The organism is Sphingomonas sp. J315 (genome assembly GCF_024666595.1).
Classification (GTDB): domain Bacteria; phylum Pseudomonadota; class Alphaproteobacteria; order Sphingomonadales; family Sphingomonadaceae; genus Sphingomonas.
On sequence record NZ_CP088296.1, the window covers coordinates 325,832 to 344,364 of the forward strand.

Below are 18,533 nucleotides of genomic sequence, written 5' to 3' on the forward strand. Positions count from 1 at the left end.
CTTAGAACTCCAATCCGCCTTCACGCGCGGCATCCGCCAGCGCCTTGACGCGCCCGTGGAACAGGAAACCGCCACGGTCGAACACCACCTGCGTCACGCCGGCCTTCTTGGCCGCTTCCGCGATACGGGTGCCGACGGCCTTGGCCGCATCGACGTTGCCGCCATTCTGGCCGCGCACGTCCTTGTCCAGCGTCGAAGCGGCGGCCAGGGTCTTGCCCTGGGCGTCGTCGATCACCTGCACATAGATGTGCTTGCCCGAACGGTGCACCGAGAGCCGCGGACGGCTGCCGGCACGCGCGCGGAGTGCGGTGCGGTTGCGGCGACGCCGCTTCTCGAAGAGAGAGAGACCCTTGCTCATTACTTCTTCTTCCCTTCCTTGCGGAAGATGAACTCGCCCTCGTACTTGATGCCCTTGCCCTTGTAGGGCTCAGGCTTACGCCAGCGACGAATTTCCGCGGCAAACTGGCCGACGGCCTGCTTGTCGTTGCCCGAGATCTCGACGGTCGTCTGGTCGGGGGTCTTCACCTCCACACCTTCCGGCACGTCCAGATCGACATCGTGCGAGTAGCCGAGCTGAAGCTTCAGCTTGCGACCCTGCGCGTTGGCGCGATAGCCGACGCCGGTGATGAGCAGCTTCTTCGAGAAGCCCTCGCTCACGCCGGTCACCAGATTCTGGACCAGCGTACGCTGCATGCCCCAGAACGCCTTGGCGCGCTTGGTGTCGTTCGCAGGCTTCACCGTGATCGTGCCATCGCCCACCTCATACGAGATGTCGTCGGCGGTCGGCATGGTCAGGGTACCCTTGGGGCCCTTGACGCTGATCGTGCCGCCCTCGACGCTGGCGGAAACGCCAGCCGGAACGGTGATCGGCTTTTTACCGGTGCGGCTCATCAGAACACCTCCGCGAGCACTTCGCCGCCGACATTCTGGTCGCGCGCCTCGGCGTCCGACAGAACGCCGCGAGGCGTCGAAACGATGGTGATGCCCAGGCCGTTGCGCACCTTCGGAAGCTCCTTCGAGCCCGAATAGACGCGGCGACCCGGCTTCGAGACGCGCGCGATCGACTTGATCGCGGGCTGGCCCTCGAAATACTTCAGCTCGATGCGGATGCCGGCCGCGGGGCCCATCTGCTCTTCGCTGTAGCCACGGATATACCCCTCGCGCTGAAGAACGTCGAGGACACGCGCACGCAGCTTGCTTGCCGGCGTCAGGACGGAGTCCTTGCGGGCGCGCTGGCCGTTGCGGATGCGGGTGAGCATATCACCCAGAGGATCGGTCAATGCCATCTTCGTGATCCTTACCAGCTCGACTTCGTGACACCCGGGATCAGGCCCTTGTTGGCCAGATCGCGCAGCATGACACGTGCGAGACGGAACTTGCGGTAGTAACCGCGCGGACGACCGGTCAGCTCGCACCGGTTGCGGATGCGGGTCGGGTTCCCGTTGCGGGGAATCTCGGCCATCTTGAGACGCGCGATCAGACGCTCGGTCTCATCGAGCGACTTGTCGTTCGCAATCGCCTTCAGCTTCGCGTAGCGGCCGGCGTACTTCTTCACCAGCTGCTTGCGACGCTCGTTCTTGAGCACGGAACTCAGTTTCGCCATGACTTAAGTTCTCTTTCCCTTACGCTGCCTGCTTCGCTTCGCCGTCCGCCTCGATGGGGAACGGGAAACCGAAGAGACGGAGAAGCTCGCGGGCTTCCTCGTCGGTCTTGGCGGTGGTGGTCACGATCACGTCCATGCCGCGCACCTTGTCGATGCGGTCATAGTTGATCTCGGGGAACACGATCTGTTCCTTGATGCCGCAGGCGTAGTTGCCACGGCCGTCGAACGACTTGTCGTTCAGGCCGCGGAAATCGCGCACGCGCGGCAGCGCGATGGTGATGAAGCGGTCGAGGAACTCGTACATGCGCTCACGACGCAGCGTCACCTTGCAACCGATCGCCATGCCTTCACGCAGCTTGAACTGCGCGATCGACTTCTTGGCCTTGGTCACGACAGGCTTCTGGCCCGCGATCAGCTCCATTTCGGAAGCCGCCTGCTCGACCTTCTTCTTGTCCTGGGTCGCTTCGCCGACGCCCATGTTGAGCACGATCTTCTCGATCTTCGGCACTTCCATCGCATTCTTGTAGCCGAACTTCGCGGTCATCGCCTTGGCGATTTCCGAATCGTACTTCGACTTCATGCGCGGGATATAGGTGTCAGCCATCAGATGACCTCCCCGGTCTTGACCGCAACGCGGACCTTCTTGCCGTCGCGCTCTTCGAAACGGACGCGGGTCGCCTTGCCGTCCTTGGTCACATGCGCGACCTTCGAGACATGCATCGGGGCCTCGGCGCGCTTCAGGCCACCCTGCGGGTCGCCCTGGCTCGGCTTGGTGTGACGCACGGCGATGTTGACGCCCGACACGACGACCTTGTCGGCCTTCGGCATCGACTTGACGACTTCACCGGTCTTGCCCTTGTCCTTGCCGGACAGGACGATGACCTGGTCGCCCTTCTTGATCTTCGCAGCAGCCATCACAGCACCTCGGGGGCGAGCGAAATGATCTTCATGAAGCCCTTCGAGCGGAGCTCGCGGACCACCGGGCCAAAGATACGGGTGCCGATCGGCTCCTCGTTCTTGTTGACCAGGACGGCGGCATTGCCGTCGAAGCGAATGACCGAGCCATCGGCGCGGCGAACGTCCTTGGCGGTGCGGACGATGACGGCACGGTGCACGTCACCCTTCTTCACCTTGCCGCGGGGCTGTGCTTCCTTGATGCTGACGACGATGACGTCGCCGACGCCGGCGAAGCGACGCTTCGACCCGCCCAGCACCTTGATGCACTGCACCCGCTTCGCGCCGCTGTTGTCTGCGACGTCGAGATTGGACTGCATCTGGATCATTGATCCGGTTCCTTCTCTCTTGGCCTACCGGGACACGTCCCGGGGGTTCCAGTTGAACTCTTGAGACCCGAAGGTCTTAAGCGATGTCGGCCCGCTCGGGGGTCGCGTGGGTGTTCACCCGCTCGATCACCTTCCAGGTCTTCAGCTTGCTGATCGGCGCGGTCTCTTCGATCCGCACGGTCTCGCCAGCCTTGTACTCGTTCGCCTCGTCATGGGCGTGATACTTCTTCGAGCGGCGGATGATCTTGCCGTAGAGCGGGTGCTTGACCTTGCGCTCAACGTTCACGACCACCGTCTTGTCGCCCTTGTCGGACACGATCTGCCCGGTCAGCACGCGCTTCGGCATGGTTCCTGTGTCCTCTTACTTCGCAGCCGAGCGCGAACGCTCGTTCTGCAGCGTCTTGATGCGGGCGATGTCCTTGCGGACCTCCTTCACGCGACTCGGCTTCTCGAGCTGGCTGGTCGCCGCCTGGAAGCGCAGGTTGAATGCCTCGCGCTTCAGGTTGCCCAGCTCCTCGCCCAGCTGATCGTCGCTCTTCGCGCGCAGATCGGTTGCCTTGGTCATCTCTTAACCCTCCAGGTGCGACGTGTCGCCGAGGCGGGCCACGACCTTGGTCTTGATCGGCAGCTTCATCGCCGCACGCTCGAACGCTTCCGCCGCGAGCGGGCCGGGAACGCCGTCCAGCTCGAACAGGATGCGACCGGGCGCAACGCGCGCTGCCCAATATTCAGGGGCACCCTTGCCCGAGCCCATGCGGACTTCGGCAGGCTTGCTCGAAACCGGCAGATCCGGGAAGATGCGGATCCACAAACGGCCCTGACGCTTGATGTGACGCGTGATCGCGCGGCGCGCCGCCTCGATCTGGCGTGCGGTGATCCGCTCCGGCTCCAGCGCCTTCAGGCCGTACGACCCGAAGTTCAGCGTCGCGCCGCCCTTGGTCTCACCCTTGATCCGGCCCTTGAAGGCCTTGCGGAACTTGGTGCGCTTCGGTTGCAACATTGTCTCTAACCCTTAGCGACGGTCATCGCGGGCCGGGCGAACGCCCGACGTCTGCGATTCCATGTTCAGGCGATCGGTCGCCATCGGATCATGGCCCAGGATCTCGCCCTTGAAGATCCAGACCTTGACGCCGCACACGCCATAGGCGGTGTGCGCTTCGGCGGTCGCGTGATCGACGTTCGCGCGCAGCGTGTGCAGCGGAACACGGCCTTCGCGATACCATTCCGAACGCGCGATTTCCGCGCCGCCCAGACGACCGCCACAGTTGATCCGGATGCCTTCCGCGCCCAGACGCATCGCCGACTGAACGGCGCGCTTCATGGCGCGGCGGAACGCGATGCGGCGCTCAAGCTGATCGGCAATGCCCTGCGCGACGAGCTTGGCGTCGACTTCGGGCTTGCGGATCTCGACGATGTTCAGCGACACGTCCGAGCTGGTCATCGACGCGAGCTTCTTGCGAAGCTTCTCGATGTCAGTGCCCTTCTTGCCGATGATCACGCCGGGGCGCGCAGCGAAGATGCTGACGCGGCACAGCTTGGCCGGACGCTCGATCACCACCTTGGAGATCGCCGCCTGCGGCAGCGTCTTCATGATGAACTGGCGCATCTTGAGGTCTTCAAGCAGCAGGCGGCCATAATCGGCGCCTTCTGCGAACCAGCGGCTGTCCCAGGTGCGGTTGATCTGCAGACGCAGACCGATCGGGTTGCTCTTGTGACCCATTATGCTTCTTCCTGCACTTCGCGCACCACGATGCGCAGACGGCTGAACGGCTTCAGGATGCGGGTCGACTTGCCGCGACCACGGGTGTGGAACCGCTTCATGGTGATCGACTTGCCGACCGACGCCTCGGCGACGACGAGCGCGTCGACGTCGAGGTTGTGGTTGTTCTCGGCATTGGCGATGGCCGAAGCCAGCACCTTGCGCGCATCAACCGCCATCGCCTTCGTGCTGAAGGAGAGGATGTTGAGGGCGTCACCGGCCTTCTTGCCGCGGATCAGGCCAGCGACCAGGTTCAGCTTCTGCGCCGAACCACGGATCTGCGTGCCAACCGACAGCGCCTCATTGTCGCCGACGCGACGGGGAGCCTTGGGCTTCGACATGTTAGCGCTTACCCTTCTTGTCGGCCGCGTGGCCCGGGAAGAACCGGGTCGGGGCGAACTCGCCGAGCTTCATGCCGACCATGTCCTCGTTCACCGACACTGGCACGAACTTGCGGCCGTTGTAGACGTTGAAGGTCAGGCCGACGAACTGCGGCAGGATGGTCGAACGACGCGACCAGGTCTTGATCGGACCACTGCGGCCCGAATTCTCCTGAGCGACTTCCGCCTTCTTCAGGAGGTGGAGGTCCACGAACGGACCCTTCCATACGGAGCGAGCCATAGGTTAGCCCTTCTTCTTCGCGTGGCGGCTACGGATGATGAACTTGTCCGTTGCCTTGTTGTGACGGGTGCGCGCACCCTTGGTCGGCTTGCCCCACGGGGTGACCGGATGACGGCCGCCCGAGGTCCGGCCTTCACCACCGCCGTGCGGATGGTCGACCGGGTTCTTGGCGACACCGCGGGTCAGCGGGCGGATGCCCTTCCAGCGGTTGCGGCCAGCCTTGGCGAGGTTGGTGTTGCCATTGTCCGGGTTCGACACGGCGCCAACGGTGCCCATGCAGTCCGAGCGGATGTAGCGCTGCTCGCCCGAGTTCAGGCGAACGATCACCATGCCGCGGTCGCGACCGACGACCTGCACATAGGTGCCGGCCGACCGTGCGATCTGACCGCCCTTGCCCGGCTTCATCTCCACATTGTGGACGATGGTGCCGACCGGCATCTGGCCCAGCTCCATGGCGTTGCCCGGCTTCACGTCGGTCTTCTTGCCCGCAATCACCTTGTCGCCAACGCCGAGGCGCTGGGGAGCGATGATGTAGGCCAGACGATCCTTGCCCGCTTCGTCGGCACCATAGTTGATGAGCGCGATGAAGGCGGTGCGGTTGGGATCGTACTCGATCCGCTCCACGACGCCATCGACGTCCCACAGGCGACGCTTGAAGTCGATGATGCGATAGCGCTGCTTGTGGCCCCCCGCGATGCCGCGCGAGGTCACATGACCCTTGTTGTTGCGGCCGCCGGTCTTGCGCTTGCCTTCGGTCAGCGCCTTGACGGGGCCACCCTTGTGCAGACCCGAACGGTCCACCAGGATCAGGCCACGCCGCGCCGGCGAGGTCGGGTTGTAATTCTTGAGCGCCATGGTCAGTTGACCCCCTGCGTCACGTCGATCGAGTCACCATCCTTGAGGGTGACGATCGCCTTCTTGATGTCGCTGCGCGTGTAGGGCTTGCCCTTCCAGCGCTTCGTCTTGCCCTTCTGGACGATGGTGTTCACCGCGGTGACACCGACGCCGAAGATCGCCTCGACCGCCGCCTTGATCTGCGGCTTGGTCGCTTCACCGGCGACCTTGAAGACCACCGCGTTGTGCTCGGAGACCAGGGTCGACTTCTCGGTGATATGCGGCGCGACGATCACGTCATAATGACGGATGTCGATCTGCTCCTGCTTCTTAGCCATTGAAGCGCGCCTCCAGCTTCTCGACGGCAGCGCGGGTCAGGACCAGCGTGTCGTGCTTCAGGATGTCATAGACGTTGGCACCAGCAGCCGGCAGGACGTTGACGTCCGCCAGGTTGCGCGCGGCGAGGAAGCCGTTGCCGGCCTCTGCGTCGATCACCAGCGTCTTCTTGCCGACCTTCAGGCCAGCGAACTGGTCCTTGAGCGCCGAAGTCTTGCTCGCCTCGAACCCGTCGAGAACGATCAGCGAACCCGCCTTGGCATGGCTCGACAGCGCCATCTTCAGACCCAGCGCGCGAACCTTCTTGTTCAGCGAGATGTTGAAGTCACGCAGACGCGCACCGTGAGCCTTACCGCCGCCGATGAAGATCGGAGCAGCGCGATCGCCGTGACGGGCGGTGCCGCCACCCTTCTGGCGACCGAACTTCTTGCCGGTGCGCGACACTTCCGAACGCTCGCGGGTCGGGCGGGCGGTGCCGCGACGATTCCACAGCTGCCAGGTGACGACGCGGTGCAGGATGTCGGCGCGCGGCTCAAGGCCGAACACGTCGTCCTTCAGCTCGATGTCGCCCGACGCCTTGGCGTCGAGGGTTTGAACCTTGACCTTCACGTTCAGCCCTCCTGGCCTTCGGTCGCCTCAGGCGCCTCGACCGTGTCGGCCGGGGTGTCCGCTGCGGCGGTGTCGTTGTTGCTGTTGGCAGCCTGCTTGATGCCGGCCGGGAACGGCGCATCCTTGTGAGCAGGAAGCTTGACGGCGTCCTTGACGAACAGCCAGCCACCCTTCGAGCCAGGGACCGAACCCTTGACGAAGATCAGGCCGCGCTCGACGTCGGTGCCGACGATCTCGAGATTCTGCTGCGTGCGGTTCTTGTCACCCATGTGACCGGCCATCTTCTTGTTCTTGAAGACGCGGCCCGGATCCTGACGGTTACCCGTCGAACCCAGCGCACGGTGGCTGATCGAGACGCCGTGGGTGGCGCGCATGCCGCCGAAGCCCCAGCGCTTCATGCCGCCCGCAAAGCCCTTGCCCTGCGTGCGACCCTGGATGTCGACGAACTGGCCCGCGACATAATGGTCGGCCGAAATCTCGGCGCCCACGTCAAGCAGACCGTCTTCGTCCACGCGGAACTCCGCGAGAATCGCCTTGGGCTCCACTTCGGCCTTGCCGAACTGGCCGCGCTGCGGCTTGGCGACATTCTTCGCCTTGGCGCTGCCAGCGCCAAGCTGGACGGCGGTGTAGCCGTCACGATCTTTTTCGCGAACCGAGACGACCTGCAGCCCTTCGAGGCTCAGGACGGTGACCGGCACGTGGCGGCCATCGTCCTTGAACAGGCGGGTCATCCCCAGCTTCTTCGCGATCACGCCAGTGCGCATGATCAGTTCACTCCATAACAGAGGCACCCCACGGACCATTCCGAAGGGTGCGTGCCTCAGCCCGTAATATGATGCGAGCCCCCGTCCGGGCTGAATTCCCGCCCGAAGGCAGGAAAGACGGGGGACGCAGCCCGGACCGAAGTCCGGCGGTATCCCTATGTCGTTTTTGAGCCTTGGCTCTGGGTTGAATCATCGGATCGGGATCGATCCGGCCAGCCCTGCGCGACTCCAGTGGAATCGCGAATCTCGTTGGGAGAGCGCGGCCTTTAGGCCAGCTTGATCTCCACGTCAACGCCAGCGGCGAGGTCGAGCTTCATCAGCGCGTCAACGGTCTGGGCGGTGGGCTGAACGATGTCGAGCAGGCGCTTGTAGGTGCGCGTCTCGAACTGCTCGCGCGACTTCTTGTCGATGTGCGGACCACGGTTGACCGTGAACTTGTCGATATGGGTCGGGAGCGGGATCGGGCCACGGATCATCGCGCCGGTGCGGCGCGCGGTGTCGGCGATATCGCTTGCGGCCTGATCGAGCACGCGGTGGTCGAACGCCTTCAGGCGGATGCGGATATTGTTGTCCATGTCCCTACCAATGCGAAAGAGCGGGGCGCGTGAAACACGCCTCTTGCTGGTTCATACGCTAAAACGAAGGCGCGCCACTACAGCGGAAGCGGGGGAATGGCAAGGGGGAGCGGGGCGTATTTTTCAACGCCTACCGATTTAAGCCCCTCCCCCCTTCGCGGGAGGGGTTGGGGAGGGTCTTCTTCTTTACTGGCACACACCTGCCTACGACTGCCGCGCCAGCAGCGCCGCACGGGTCATCTCAATCACCCCGTCGAGATTCTGAAGCACCTCGTTGTTCCAAAACCGGATAACCCTAAAACCTTGGCTTTCCAGAAACGTGGTCCGAGCTGCATCAGCGGCGTCATTGTGCTGTGCCCCGTCGATCTCGACGATCAGCGTCATCTCCACGCACGCGAAATCGACGACATAGGGTCCGAGCGAATGCTGGAACCGAAACTTGAAGCCATCCAGTCTCCGATTGCGGACCGCCTGCCAAAAGCAGTTTTCAGCATCCGTCCGCTTCTCACCCAAACTGGCGGCATGGCGACTGATCTGACGGCGGACGGGATACATCGACCCAGAATAGAAGAAAGAAGACCCTCACCCAACCCTCTCCCGCGAAAGCGGGAGAGGGCTAAGAAGAAGCGCACACAAACAAAAAAGCCCGGCCTCCCCTGGGGGAAGCCGGGCTCTTCATTCTCAGCCCCGAAGGGCGTCGATTACTTGTCGATCGAAGCGACGACGCCTGCACCGACGGTGCGGCCGCCTTCGCGGATCGTGAAGCGCTGGCCGATGTCCATCGCGATCGGCGCGATCAGCTTCACGCCCAGCGCGACTTCGTCGCCCGGCATGACCATCTCGGTGCCAGCCGGCAGCTCGATGGTGCCGGTGACGTCGGTGGTGCGGAAGTAGAACTGCGGACGATAGTTCGCGAAGAACGGCGTATGACGGCCACCCTCGTCCTTCGACAGGACGTACACCGACGACTGGAAGTCGGTGTGCGGGGTGATCGAACCGGGCTTCGCCAGAACCTGGCCGCGCTCGACTTCGTCACGTGCAACGCCGCGGATCAGCGCGCCGATGTTGTCGCCAGCCTGGCCCTGGTCGAGCAGCTTGCGGAACATTTCGACGCCGGTCACGGTGGTCTTGCGGACGGTCGGCTGGATGCCGACGATCTCGACTTCCTCGCCAACCTTCACAACGCCGGTCTCGACGCGGCCGGTCACCACGGTGCCGCGGCCCGAGATCGAGAACACGTCTTCGATCGGCATCATGAACGGCTTGTCCAGCGGACGCTCCGGCTGCGGGATCGACTCGTCGACAGCGGCCATGAGCGCGAGGATCGCGTCCTTGCCCAGCTTGTCGTCCGAACCCGACAGAGCGGCGGTCGCCGAACCACGGATGATCGGAATATTGTCGCCGTCGAACTCACGACGCGACAGTTCCTCGCGGATTTCCATCTCGACCAGCTCGAGGATTTCCTCGTCGTCGACCAGGTCGACCTTGTTGAGGAAGACGACCATGGTCGGAACGCCGACCTGCTTGGCGAGCAGGATGTGCTCCTTGGTCTGCGGCATCGGGCCGTCGGTGGCCGACACGACCAGGATCGCGCCGTCCATCTGCGCCGCACCGGTGATCATGTTCTTCACATAGTCGGCGTGGCCGGGGCAATCGACGTGCGCATAGTGACGCGAATCGGTCTCATACTCGACGTGCGCGGTCGAGATGGTGATGCCGCGCTCGCGCTCTTCGGGAGCCTTGTCGATGTTGGCGAAGTCGACCGCAGCGTTGCCCGCGACGTTCTCAGCCAGAATCTTCGTGATCGCGGCGGTCAGCGAGGTCTTGCCGTGGTCGACGTGACCGATGGTGCCGATGTTGAGGTGCGGTTTGGTCCGCTCGAACTTTGCCTTCGCCATTGTTTCCTACCTTCTGGTTCAATTTTTCCCGGACCGCATGGGACTCGCGAGAACGCGGCCCCATAGCGATCAATTTCAAACTACGCCAGCCTTAGGCCAGCTTTGCCTTAACTTCCTCGGCCACGTTCGGCGGCACTTCGTCGTAGTGCGAGAACTGCATGCTGTACTGCGCGCGTCCCTGCGTGAACGAACGAAGCTGGTTCACGTAACCGAACATGTTGGCCAGCGGGACCATCGCATCGACGGTCTGCGCGTTGCCACGGGTGTCGGTGCCCTGGATCTGGCCACGACGGCTGTTGATGTCGCCGATGACGTCGCCGAGATAATCCTCGGGGGTCACGACCTCAACCTTCATGATCGGCTCAAGCAGCTTGATGCCCGACTTCTGCGCCGCTTCGCGCATGGCTGCGCGGGCGGTGATTTCGAACGCCAGCGCCGACGAGTCGACGTCGTGGTACGCGCCGTCATACAGCAGCACTTCGAAGTCGATGATCGGGAAGCCGACCAGCGAACCCGTCAGCGCGGTCTCGCGGAAGCCCTTTTCGATCGCAGGGATATATTCCTTCGGAATGTTACCGCCCTTGATCTCGTCCTTGAAGACGAAGCCCGAACCGCGCTCACCCGGGGTCAGCTTGACCTTGACGCGACCGAACTGGCCGGTGCCGCCCGACTGCTTCTTGTGGGTGTAGTCGATGTCGACCGGCTTCGCGAGATACTCGCGATACGCCACCTGCGGCGCGCCGACATTCGCCTCGACCTTGAACTCGCGCTTCATGCGGTCGACCAGAATCTCGAGATGGAGCTCGCCCATGCCCTTGATGATAGTCTGGCCCGACTCATGGTCGGTCGAAACGCGGAACGAGGGATCCTCGGCGGCCAGGCGGTTGAGGGCGAGGCCCATCTTCTCCTGGTCGGCCTTGGTCTTCGGCTCCACCGACAGCTCGATCACCGGCTCGGGGAATTCCATCCGCTCGAGGATGATCGGGTTGGCCGCGTCGCACAGCGTGTCGCCGGTCGTGGTTTCCTTCAGGCCCGCGATCGCGACGATGTCGCCCGCACGCGCCTCATCGATGTCCTCACGCGAGTTCGCGTGCATGAGGAGCATACGGCCGATCTTTTCCTTCTTGTCCTTCACCGAGTTCAGGTAGCTGCCCTTGGTCAGCGTACCCGAATAGATGCGGGTGAAGGTCAGCGAGCCGACGAACGGGTCGTTCATGATCTTGAACGCCAGGCCCGAGAACGGCGCCTTGTCGTCCGCCGGACGCGAATCCGGGGTCTCGCCGTCGAGCTTCACGCCCTGAACGTCCGGAATGTCGAGCGGCGACGGCAGGTAGTCGACGACCGCGTCGAGCAAGGGCTGAACGCCCTTGTTCTTGAACGCCGAGCCGCACAGGATCGGAACGAACGCCATTTCCAGCGTACCCTTGCGGATCAGCTTCTTGAGCGTCGCGACGTCGGGCTCATTGCCCTCCAGGTACGCTTCCATGGCGTCGTCGTCCTGCTCGACGGCCATTTCGATCAGGTCGCTGCGATACTTGGCAGCCTTTTCCTTCAGGTCATCGGGGATGTCCTGATATTCGAACTTGGCACCCAGCGACTCTTCGAGCCAGATGATCGCGCGGTTGTTGACCAGGTCGACCAGGCCCTTGAAGCCGCCTTCCATGCCGATCGGCAGATACAGCACGGCCGGACGCGCGCCGAGACGCTCGACGATCGTGTCCACGCAGAAATAGAAGTCTGCACCGGTGCGGTCGAGCTTGTTGACGAAGCACATCCGCGGAACCTTGTACTTGTCCGCCTGACGCCACACGGTTTCCGACTGCGGCTCAACGCCGGCAACGCCGTCGAAGCACGCAACCGCGCCGTCGAGCACGCGCAGCGAACGCTCGACCTCGATGGTGAAGTCGACGTGGCCCGGGGTATCGATGATGTTGATCAGATGCTCGGGGCCGTTGCCGTCCTCGGCCTTCCACTTGCACGTGGTGGCCGCCGACGTGATCGTGATCCCGCGCTCCTGCTCCTGCTCCATCCAGTCCATCGTCGCCGTGCCTTCATGCACTTCGCCGATCTTGTAGGACTTGCCGGTGTAATAAAGGATGCGCTCGGTCGTCGTCGTCTTGCCGGCGTCGATGTGCGCCATGATGCCGATATTGCGATAACGCTCGAGCGGATGGCTGCGGGCCATGATCGGGGTTCCTTAGGAATGTGGGGAGCCGCTTGCGGCGGCTCCCCAGGATATAGTGAGTGTTGTTACCAGCGGTAGTGGCTGAACGCGCGGTTCGCTTCCGCCATGCGGTGCGTGTCCTCGCGCTTCTTCACCGCGTTGCCGCGGTTGTTTGAAGCATCCAGCAGTTCGCCCGACAGGCGCGCCGACATGGTGTTCTCGCTGCGGTTGCGGGCCGAGCTGATCAGCCAGCGGATCGCCAGCGCCTGGGCGCGCTCGGGGCGCACTTCGACCGGGACCTGATAGGTCGCACCGCCGACGCGGCGGCTGCGGACCTCGATGCCCGGCTTGATGTTGTTGAGCGCCTCATGAAAGACGCCGATCGGGTCCTTCTTCGCACGCTGTTCGACAACCTGAAGCGCCGAATAGACGATGCCTTCGGCGACGGCCTTCTTGCCGTCCAGCATCACGCTGTTCATGAACTTCGACAGAACCTGATCTCCGTACACGGGATCGGGCAGGATTTCCCGCTTTTCGGGACGACGACGACGAGCCATCTTGAATTCCTTCTAGAACTTCAGCCGGTTCCGGAACCTGTCCGGGGCTTACTAAGGGAGCCTCTGGGGCTTACTTCGGACGCTTCGCGCCGTACTTCGAACGGCTCTGCTTGCGATCCTTGACACCCTGGGTATCGAGAACGCCGCGCAGAACGTGGTAGCGCACACCGGGAAGATCGCGAACGCGACCGCCGCGGATCAGGACCACCGAGTGCTCCTGAAGATTGTGACCTTCGCCCGGAATATACGAAATCACTTCGCGCTGGTTGGTCAGGCGGACCTTCGCAACCTTGCGCAGCGCCGAGTTCGGCTTTTTCGGGGTCGTGGTATAAACGCGGGTACAGACGCCACGCTTTTGCGGGTTCTGTTCCATCGCAGGGACCTTGCTCTTGGCCTTCTGCGGTTCGCGGCCCTTGCGGACCAGCTGGTTAATCGTCGGCATGAAGCCCTTCACCTTCCAATGGTTACTTTGCTGGAGCCGTGTGACCGGAAAATACGAAAGGACCCTGGCGGCCCTTAGCGCGGCCTCCGGGCCCTGGCGTCTCCAACAACGTTCAGCTCAATAAAGCTCGCGGGACGGAATCCCTGCGAGCGCGCGGCCTATATACGCGGACCCCCCGACGGTCAACGGGGTGTTTGGGCGGTCGCGGGAGGGGTTTGCGGTATCCGCCACATATAGACCGTCGATCCCCCGCCCGTCGTTTCGCCTCCGGCTTCCAGTCGCCCATGTCGAAGGCGTGGCTGACCACTCGCGTGCCGGGCTTAAGCTGCGCGAACAGTTGCGGACGCAGCCGCAGATTGACCTCGGGCAAAAGGTACATGGTGACGACGTCGGCGGAGCTGAGGTCGGTCTTGAACAAATCCGCTGCCTCGAATCGCACCCGGTCGGCGACTCCTGCATCCGCGGCCGCATCTCGCGCCTTGGCGATCAGCACATGATCGAGGTCGACGCCCAGCCCCTTCGCGCCGCGCTCCTTCGCCGCCGCGATCAGGATGCGCCCGTCGCCCGTGCCAAGGTCGATCACCGTATCGCCGGCCTTCACCTCCCCCATCTCAAGCATCAGCGCGACCACATCGCGCCGCGTGGTCTTGTACGGCACGTCGAGCGCCGGGCCGCCAAAGAGAGTTGTCGCCGAACAGCTCACCATCGTCGGCAACATGCAGCGCCCGCCCAGCGCGATCAGCCCAAGCGCCAGCACGGCCAGCAGGAGCGCGGCAATCCGAACGAGCGTGGCGGAGGACGGTGATGGGGGCATTCGCGAACGACTACTGCCGCGACCTCCGCCGCCTGTCCACTCTCGCCGCCATCAGGGGGATGGCGGAGCTGGCGCGGACTCGGTAACTTCCGCCCCATCCGCTCCCTCAAATTCGATCGCCCAGAAGTCATCCGGTCGGCGCGGCCCACTCGGGTCCGTCCGGTCGACGTCGTCGGTTGCCGACAGCTCCGGAGAGATCGGCCCGGCTCCGCCATCGGTTGCCGGTCGAATGCGCAGGACCGCATGGCTACCAAAAGGGTTCGAATCGCCAGGAAGGCAAAGCGCAGTCTCTCCCGATGGCAGGCCGAGCGGGCATTCCTCGATCTCGATCGCACCGCCGGGGCACCCCTCGACCGGTGTTGCTCCCTCCAGCGGCTCCGGCGGGCACAGCGAAATCGCAGGATCGGCGGCTTCAGCTGCGGTCTGGGAGAGTGGATCGCACAGAATGAACAGGTGCGTATCGGATCGCTCCGGGCGCCCGCGCAAGGTGCAGCGGCGACCGTCCTCGCGGACCATGCTGCCCTCAAGGGCAGCGCCGTCCGCGCTCTCTTTCGGCACACAGAACAGATAGACGTCGATCCCGCTCGCGCGCGCGCCCCCGGGCAAGCCGCTGCCGCATATGCTGAGCGGCTGCTCCGAAATCCCCGGCTGTGTGATGGTCCCCTTGGGCTCGAGCAGGTGCCCCAGCAGAAAGCTGCCCCGCCGCGTCGGCACGCTCGGCGCAGCTGCCGCTTGGTCGGATCTCACCCCGGCAGATGGCGCGGGGGAATCGAATTCGAGCGGCCAGCTTTCAGTCATGGCGGACGGTCGCGCCGGGGGATCGCGGACAGGTTCGGACACCGGGGCCGGTGGCGAGGGCGCGGAATCATCCTCAACGGTCTTTGGTGCGCTGGTTATCGAAAAGCCTCCTGCACCCTCGCTCAGCACGAGGTCAAATGGGACGGTGTCGACCATCTTTTGCGACGGGCGCGTGACGTGGATGACGATATTCATCGGGCCCTGCGCCAGTTCGGCCGCCGGGATGCGATACTGCATGGCTACACCCCGTGCGCCGGCCTGGGCATTGGAAAAGCCGAGTTGCTGCCACAGTCCGGACGGGGCGGCGTCGGTCGACACGATGCCGGGCAGGCTGAACAACCCACCCTTCGAAAATCCGCCCGACTCGCGTGAGACGAGTTGCCCATCGACATAAGTCGAACGGGTCCAGCTGACCGTCAGCTTCCATTCGCCCCACAATTCGCAAATGTCCGCCCTATGCGGCCCGAACACATCCCCCTCGGGCGTCTCGACCCAGCCGCCCTGGAACGTGCCCTTGTCAGCGGACTTGCCGATATCGGCAAACACCACCACCGTGTCGCCACTGCGCTTCGCACCGACCTTCAACGTCGTGCCAGTGACTGGATCGGTAAAAAGTGTCTTTTCCGAATCCTTGATCTTGCAGTCCGCGACGCGTGGTCCGCCGTCGCCACCGCCACCACCCCCTCCTCCGCCGCCCAACAGGCCGCCAGCCAGACCGCCGAGCGTGCCGAGCAGTTTCTTGGTCGCACGGGCACCCGATCCGACTTTGCCGTTCGAACCGACCATAATCGGCTTGCGCAGGTCGGTCCTGCGCTTCTTGCGCTCGGTGCTCGGCAATGGCGGCTCGGCCTTTGCGTCTTTCTCCATGTCCTTGCGCGGCGAGTCCGGCTGGAGCTGCATCTCCGTCGCGGGAGCGGGTGGATCAACCGGCCCCTCGGCCGGACAGGGGTCGAGCGGGCGATTCAGCGTCGCCGCGCGCTCGGCGCGGATCGCGGCAGCGGCGTCACGCATGGCGTTGACGACAGCCTGATAGTCCCGTGTCTCCTTGGTGACCGCAGCGATATGGTCAATCGGCGCACGCGCCCCGGACATTTCCCCGGACAGCTTGGCCAGCCCCTTCAGATGATTGTTCGCCGCCACCAGCCGCCGGTCGGCTTCGGCGGTCAGCGCATCGAGCTGTTCCAGTCGGGCATTCTTCTGTTCGACGGTGCAGATCGCCCCGGCCGCTGGCGCGGTAACCGGCGCAAGGTCGGGGCGTGGAGGCGGCACGAATCCGGTCTCGGTCGGCGGCACCGGCGGGGGCGGATCGCCGCCGATCCGGGCCTTTTCGGCGTCATCGCTGCAATCGACCGGCTTTTCGCTCTCCAGCCGGGAAATCTGCTCCCGCAACGTCGTCGCATTTCGTTCGAGCCGTTCGATGTGGTCGTCCGCCATTCGACGCGCAAAGAGAATCTTGTCCCGAAGCGGCTGCAGCTCCTTCCCCTGGTCAACGAAGAATCTCAGCGACCGCTGAAGGTCGTTCTTGAAGTTGGTCAGATTCTGGATGTCACGCAGTGCGCGTTCAAGTCGGGCGCGGCGATCGCGCAAGTCGGCGTCGATCTGGGTCTGGCTGCAATAGCGGGTAGACAGCTCCGGAATGGCATCCAGCTGAACCTTGGGCTGCTGCACATCGAGTTGCTTGGAACAGTCGATCACCGGCGCGGATTTGACCCCGTCCAGATGCGCTTCGACCATCTGCGGGTGGACGATCGTCATATCGGGCAGGTCTTCCGCCTCGAATGCAGCGACTTCGCGCACGCGCTGATTGATCGCCTCTGCCTTTGCGCCGCGCTGGCGCTCTGCCGCGATCATCCGGCGCATCGTCACAAAATAGGCCCGTGCCTGGTCGGCATTCAGATTCGCCGCCTTCTCCAGTGCGGCCCCTTCGACGAGCGCACGCGCCCGATGTTCTTCGGTGCAGAAGAAACCAGGGGGCGCTGGGGGCGTCGGCATCTTCCACGGTCGAACCGGCCAGCCATCGCGCACGGCGAGCAGCTTGGTATCGATCTCTTCCGCAGACACGGCAACCGCACCCACCGGCAAGATCGCCAGCAGCGCCGCGCACGCCATCCCTGCAACGAACCGGAACGAAAACGCGGCCATGCCGCCTCTCCCGATGCACGGCGCGCACTATAGCATGATTGTCTCGCAACCGGAACGATGCTTAACGCGATTTCAATCCGGCATGGGCATGGGTCGATCATGCCGCTCGCTCAGTGCTCTATCCTGCGTGCCTCTGCACCCTGGTTGGTCGCGCTTTTCGCGGCGGCGCTGGCATGGCTATTGTGGCCGTTCTTCACCCCCGACATGACGGCCTATCTCATTCCGTGGCTTGAGACGATCCGCGAACGCGGCGTGACGGAGGCGTTCGAGCGCCCCTTCTCCAACTACATGCCGAGCTATCTCTATCTGCTCGCTCTGGTCAGCCCGCTCACCGCCTGGTTCGACCCGATGAGCGTGATCAAACTCCTCTCGGTCGCCGGAACCATCGCGCTGGCGCTGGCGATGCACCGGCTGCTGGGGGCGCTTGGCGTAGCCCGGCGCGCGCATTGGGCGGCGCTGGTCGTCGCCCTGCCCTCGGTCGCGTTCAACGCGCTGTTGCTGGGCCAGTGCGATGCCATCTACGTCGCGGCCTGCGTGATGGCCGTCGCGATGGCGGTCGAGCGGCGGCATATTGCGATGTTCATATGGTGCGGAGTCGCCGTCGCGTTCAAGGCGCAGGCGATACTGGTCGCCCCCTTCTTCCTCGCCATCGCAATCCAGCGCCGCGTGCCGCTGGTCGAGTGGTTTGCAGCGCCCGCGGCATTGCTGGCGCTGATGGCGCCCGCCCTGCTCGCCGGCTGGCCACCCGCCGACCTTGCGACGGTCTATTTCCGTCAGGCGGGGACATTCGGCAACGACATCGCGCGCAATGCACCCAATATCTGGTCGCTCGCCGGGATGATCGCGCCCGAGTTCGCGCCGCGCCTGTTCGGCCTCGCGCTCGCCTCTGCCTTGGGCGCAGCCGCATGGTTCATCGCCAAGATGCAGATCGTCCGGTTAGACAATGTCGGGCTCGTCGGCATGGCCGCGCTCGCCGCCCTGCTCACCGCAGGGCTGCTTCCGCGGATGCACGAGCGTTACTTCCTGCTCGCCGACATGCTGATCTTCGCCTTCGCCGTCGCCCGGGGCACGCGTCCTGCCTTCGCGCTGGCGGGGCTGGTCCAGATCGGGTCGTTCGCGGCGATCTCCGGCTATCTGGGACTGGGTGCACCGATGGTCGCAATCGGCGCGCTGTGTATGATCGCGGCGACGTGGATCGCTGCCAGACCGCTAGCGGTCCCGAATGCAAACGATAATCCCCCAACGGGACGAAATCCGCGACCAGCCGTGCTGCGGCCCGGTTTCCGCTATGATATTGAACAGCGACTCAGTTTCCGGGGAAGTGGGGAGTAGCA

26 protein-coding genes are annotated in these 18,533 nt (G+C 64.0%); 1 reads left to right on the plus strand and 25 read right to left on the minus strand.

Features of this window, described 5'->3' with window-relative positions:
• Position 1 precedes the first annotated feature (1 nt).
• The 25 genes from rplR to LRS08_RS01885 form a co-directional block, all read right to left on the minus strand.
• A complete protein-coding gene (gene rplR / locus LRS08_RS01765; protein WP_257845159.1) occupies positions 2 to 358 on the minus strand; it encodes a 50S ribosomal protein L18 in 357 nt (118 codons plus the stop codon).
• Positions 358 to 891 (minus strand): 50S ribosomal protein L6, encoded by a 534-nt coding sequence (gene rplF, locus LRS08_RS01770; protein WP_257845158.1) that lies wholly within the window; start codon positions 889 to 891, stop codon positions 358 to 360. Before rplF ends, rplR begins: the two co-directional genes overlap by 1 nt.
• The gene (gene rpsH, locus LRS08_RS01775) at positions 891 to 1,286 is read right to left on the minus strand and encodes a 30S ribosomal protein S8 (RefSeq protein WP_224920550.1); all 396 of its coding nucleotides are present in this window, start codon (positions 1,284 to 1,286) and stop codon (positions 891 to 893) included. The genes rplF and rpsH overlap by 1 nt, the downstream gene beginning before the upstream one ends.
• 11 nt (positions 1,287 to 1,297) lie before the next feature.
• Positions 1,298 to 1,603, minus strand: coding sequence for a 30S ribosomal protein S14 (rpsN, locus tag LRS08_RS01780; RefSeq protein WP_224920549.1), 306 nt, complete (start codon positions 1,601 to 1,603; stop codon positions 1,298 to 1,300).
• A gap of 19 nt (positions 1,604 to 1,622) precedes the next feature.
• Positions 1,623 to 2,207, minus strand: a complete 585-nt coding sequence (gene rplE, locus LRS08_RS01785; RefSeq protein ID WP_257845157.1) for a 50S ribosomal protein L5 — start codon at positions 2,205 to 2,207, stop codon at positions 1,623 to 1,625.
• The gene (gene rplX / locus LRS08_RS01790; protein WP_257845156.1) at positions 2,207 to 2,518 is read right to left on the minus strand and encodes a 50S ribosomal protein L24; all 312 of its coding nucleotides are present in this window, start codon (positions 2,516 to 2,518) and stop codon (positions 2,207 to 2,209) included. The genes rplE and rplX overlap by 1 nt, the downstream gene beginning before the upstream one ends.
• The gene (rplN, locus tag LRS08_RS01795; RefSeq protein ID WP_066574426.1) at positions 2,518 to 2,886 is read right to left on the minus strand and encodes a 50S ribosomal protein L14; all 369 of its coding nucleotides are present in this window, start codon (positions 2,884 to 2,886) and stop codon (positions 2,518 to 2,520) included. The genes rplX and rplN overlap by 1 nt, the downstream gene beginning before the upstream one ends.
• Before the next feature lie 76 nt (positions 2,887 to 2,962).
• On the minus strand, positions 2,963 to 3,232 hold the full coding sequence (rpsQ, locus tag LRS08_RS01800) for a 30S ribosomal protein S17 (RefSeq protein WP_066574429.1): 270 nt from the start codon (positions 3,230 to 3,232) through the stop codon (positions 2,963 to 2,965).
• Between the two features lie 15 nt (positions 3,233 to 3,247).
• On the minus strand, positions 3,248 to 3,451 hold the full coding sequence (gene rpmC, locus LRS08_RS01805) for a 50S ribosomal protein L29 (protein WP_257845155.1): 204 nt from the start codon (positions 3,449 to 3,451) through the stop codon (positions 3,248 to 3,250).
• 3 nt (positions 3,452 to 3,454) lie between these two features.
• The gene (gene rplP, locus LRS08_RS01810) at positions 3,455 to 3,886 is read right to left on the minus strand and encodes a 50S ribosomal protein L16 (RefSeq protein ID WP_257845154.1); all 432 of its coding nucleotides are present in this window, start codon (positions 3,884 to 3,886) and stop codon (positions 3,455 to 3,457) included.
• A gap of 12 nt (positions 3,887 to 3,898) precedes the next feature.
• Positions 3,899 to 4,606, minus strand: a complete 708-nt coding sequence (rpsC, locus tag LRS08_RS01815) for a 30S ribosomal protein S3 (protein WP_224920544.1) — start codon at positions 4,604 to 4,606, stop codon at positions 3,899 to 3,901.
• A complete protein-coding gene (gene rplV / locus LRS08_RS01820; protein ID WP_066664412.1) occupies positions 4,606 to 4,986 on the minus strand; it encodes a 50S ribosomal protein L22 in 381 nt (126 codons plus the stop codon). The genes rpsC and rplV overlap by 1 nt, the downstream gene beginning before the upstream one ends.
• Position 4,987: 1 nt before the next feature.
• Complete coding sequence (gene rpsS, locus LRS08_RS01825) at positions 4,988 to 5,266, minus strand: 30S ribosomal protein S19 (RefSeq protein ID WP_257845153.1); 279 nt, start codon at positions 5,264 to 5,266, stop codon at positions 4,988 to 4,990.
• A 3-nt stretch (positions 5,267 to 5,269) separates the two neighbouring features.
• Positions 5,270 to 6,121 carry a 50S ribosomal protein L2 gene (rplB, locus tag LRS08_RS01830; RefSeq protein WP_257845152.1) on the minus strand — a complete coding sequence of 284 codons (852 nt, stop codon included), beginning with the start codon at positions 6,119 to 6,121 and terminating at the stop codon, positions 5,270 to 5,272.
• A 2-nt stretch (positions 6,122 to 6,123) separates the two neighbouring features.
• Positions 6,124 to 6,438, minus strand: coding sequence for a 50S ribosomal protein L23 (locus LRS08_RS01835; RefSeq protein ID WP_224920540.1), 315 nt, complete (start codon positions 6,436 to 6,438; stop codon positions 6,124 to 6,126).
• On the minus strand, positions 6,431 to 7,045 hold the full coding sequence (gene rplD, locus LRS08_RS01840) for a 50S ribosomal protein L4 (protein ID WP_257845151.1): 615 nt from the start codon (positions 7,043 to 7,045) through the stop codon (positions 6,431 to 6,433). The genes LRS08_RS01835 and rplD overlap by 8 nt, the downstream gene beginning before the upstream one ends.
• Positions 7,046 to 7,047: 2 nt before the next feature.
• The gene (gene rplC / locus LRS08_RS01845) at positions 7,048 to 7,809 is read right to left on the minus strand and encodes a 50S ribosomal protein L3 (protein ID WP_257845150.1); all 762 of its coding nucleotides are present in this window, start codon (positions 7,807 to 7,809) and stop codon (positions 7,048 to 7,050) included.
• A 266-nt stretch (positions 7,810 to 8,075) separates the two neighbouring features.
• The gene (gene rpsJ, locus LRS08_RS01850) at positions 8,076 to 8,384 is read right to left on the minus strand and encodes a 30S ribosomal protein S10 (RefSeq protein WP_066664400.1); all 309 of its coding nucleotides are present in this window, start codon (positions 8,382 to 8,384) and stop codon (positions 8,076 to 8,078) included.
• A gap of 204 nt (positions 8,385 to 8,588) precedes the next feature.
• Positions 8,589 to 8,939, minus strand: coding sequence for an endonuclease domain-containing protein (locus tag LRS08_RS01855; protein ID WP_257845149.1), 351 nt, complete (start codon positions 8,937 to 8,939; stop codon positions 8,589 to 8,591).
• A 146-nt stretch (positions 8,940 to 9,085) separates the two neighbouring features.
• On the minus strand, positions 9,086 to 10,282 hold the full coding sequence (gene tuf, locus LRS08_RS01860) for an elongation factor Tu (RefSeq protein ID WP_257845148.1): 1,197 nt from the start codon (positions 10,280 to 10,282) through the stop codon (positions 9,086 to 9,088).
• A gap of 91 nt (positions 10,283 to 10,373) precedes the next feature.
• Positions 10,374 to 12,467 carry an elongation factor G gene (gene fusA / locus LRS08_RS01865; protein ID WP_257845147.1) on the minus strand — a complete coding sequence of 698 codons (2,094 nt, stop codon included), beginning with the start codon at positions 12,465 to 12,467 and terminating at the stop codon, positions 10,374 to 10,376.
• Between the two features lie 65 nt (positions 12,468 to 12,532).
• Positions 12,533 to 13,003, minus strand: a complete 471-nt coding sequence (rpsG, locus tag LRS08_RS01870) for a 30S ribosomal protein S7 (RefSeq protein WP_257845146.1) — start codon at positions 13,001 to 13,003, stop codon at positions 12,533 to 12,535.
• Positions 13,004 to 13,073: 70 nt separating this feature from the next.
• A complete protein-coding gene (gene rpsL, locus LRS08_RS01875; protein ID WP_019831557.1) occupies positions 13,074 to 13,445 on the minus strand; it encodes a 30S ribosomal protein S12 in 372 nt (123 codons plus the stop codon).
• 112 nt (positions 13,446 to 13,557) lie between these two features.
• Complete coding sequence (locus tag LRS08_RS01880; RefSeq protein ID WP_260481260.1) at positions 13,558 to 14,202, minus strand: cyclopropane-fatty-acyl-phospholipid synthase family protein; 645 nt, start codon at positions 14,200 to 14,202, stop codon at positions 13,558 to 13,560.
• Positions 14,203 to 14,310: 108 nt separating this feature from the next.
• Positions 14,311 to 17,199, minus strand: a complete 2,889-nt coding sequence (locus tag LRS08_RS01885; RefSeq protein WP_260481261.1) for a hypothetical protein — start codon at positions 17,197 to 17,199, stop codon at positions 14,311 to 14,313.
• Positions 17,200 to 17,343: 144 nt separating this feature from the next.
• On the opposite strand from LRS08_RS01885, the gene LRS08_RS01890 reads away from it, so the two are divergent.
• The gene (locus tag LRS08_RS01890; protein ID WP_260481262.1) at positions 17,344 to 18,531 is read left to right on the plus strand and encodes a hypothetical protein; all 1,188 of its coding nucleotides are present in this window, start codon (positions 17,344 to 17,346) and stop codon (positions 18,529 to 18,531) included.
• The last annotated feature ends 2 nt before the right edge of the window (positions 18,532 to 18,533 follow it).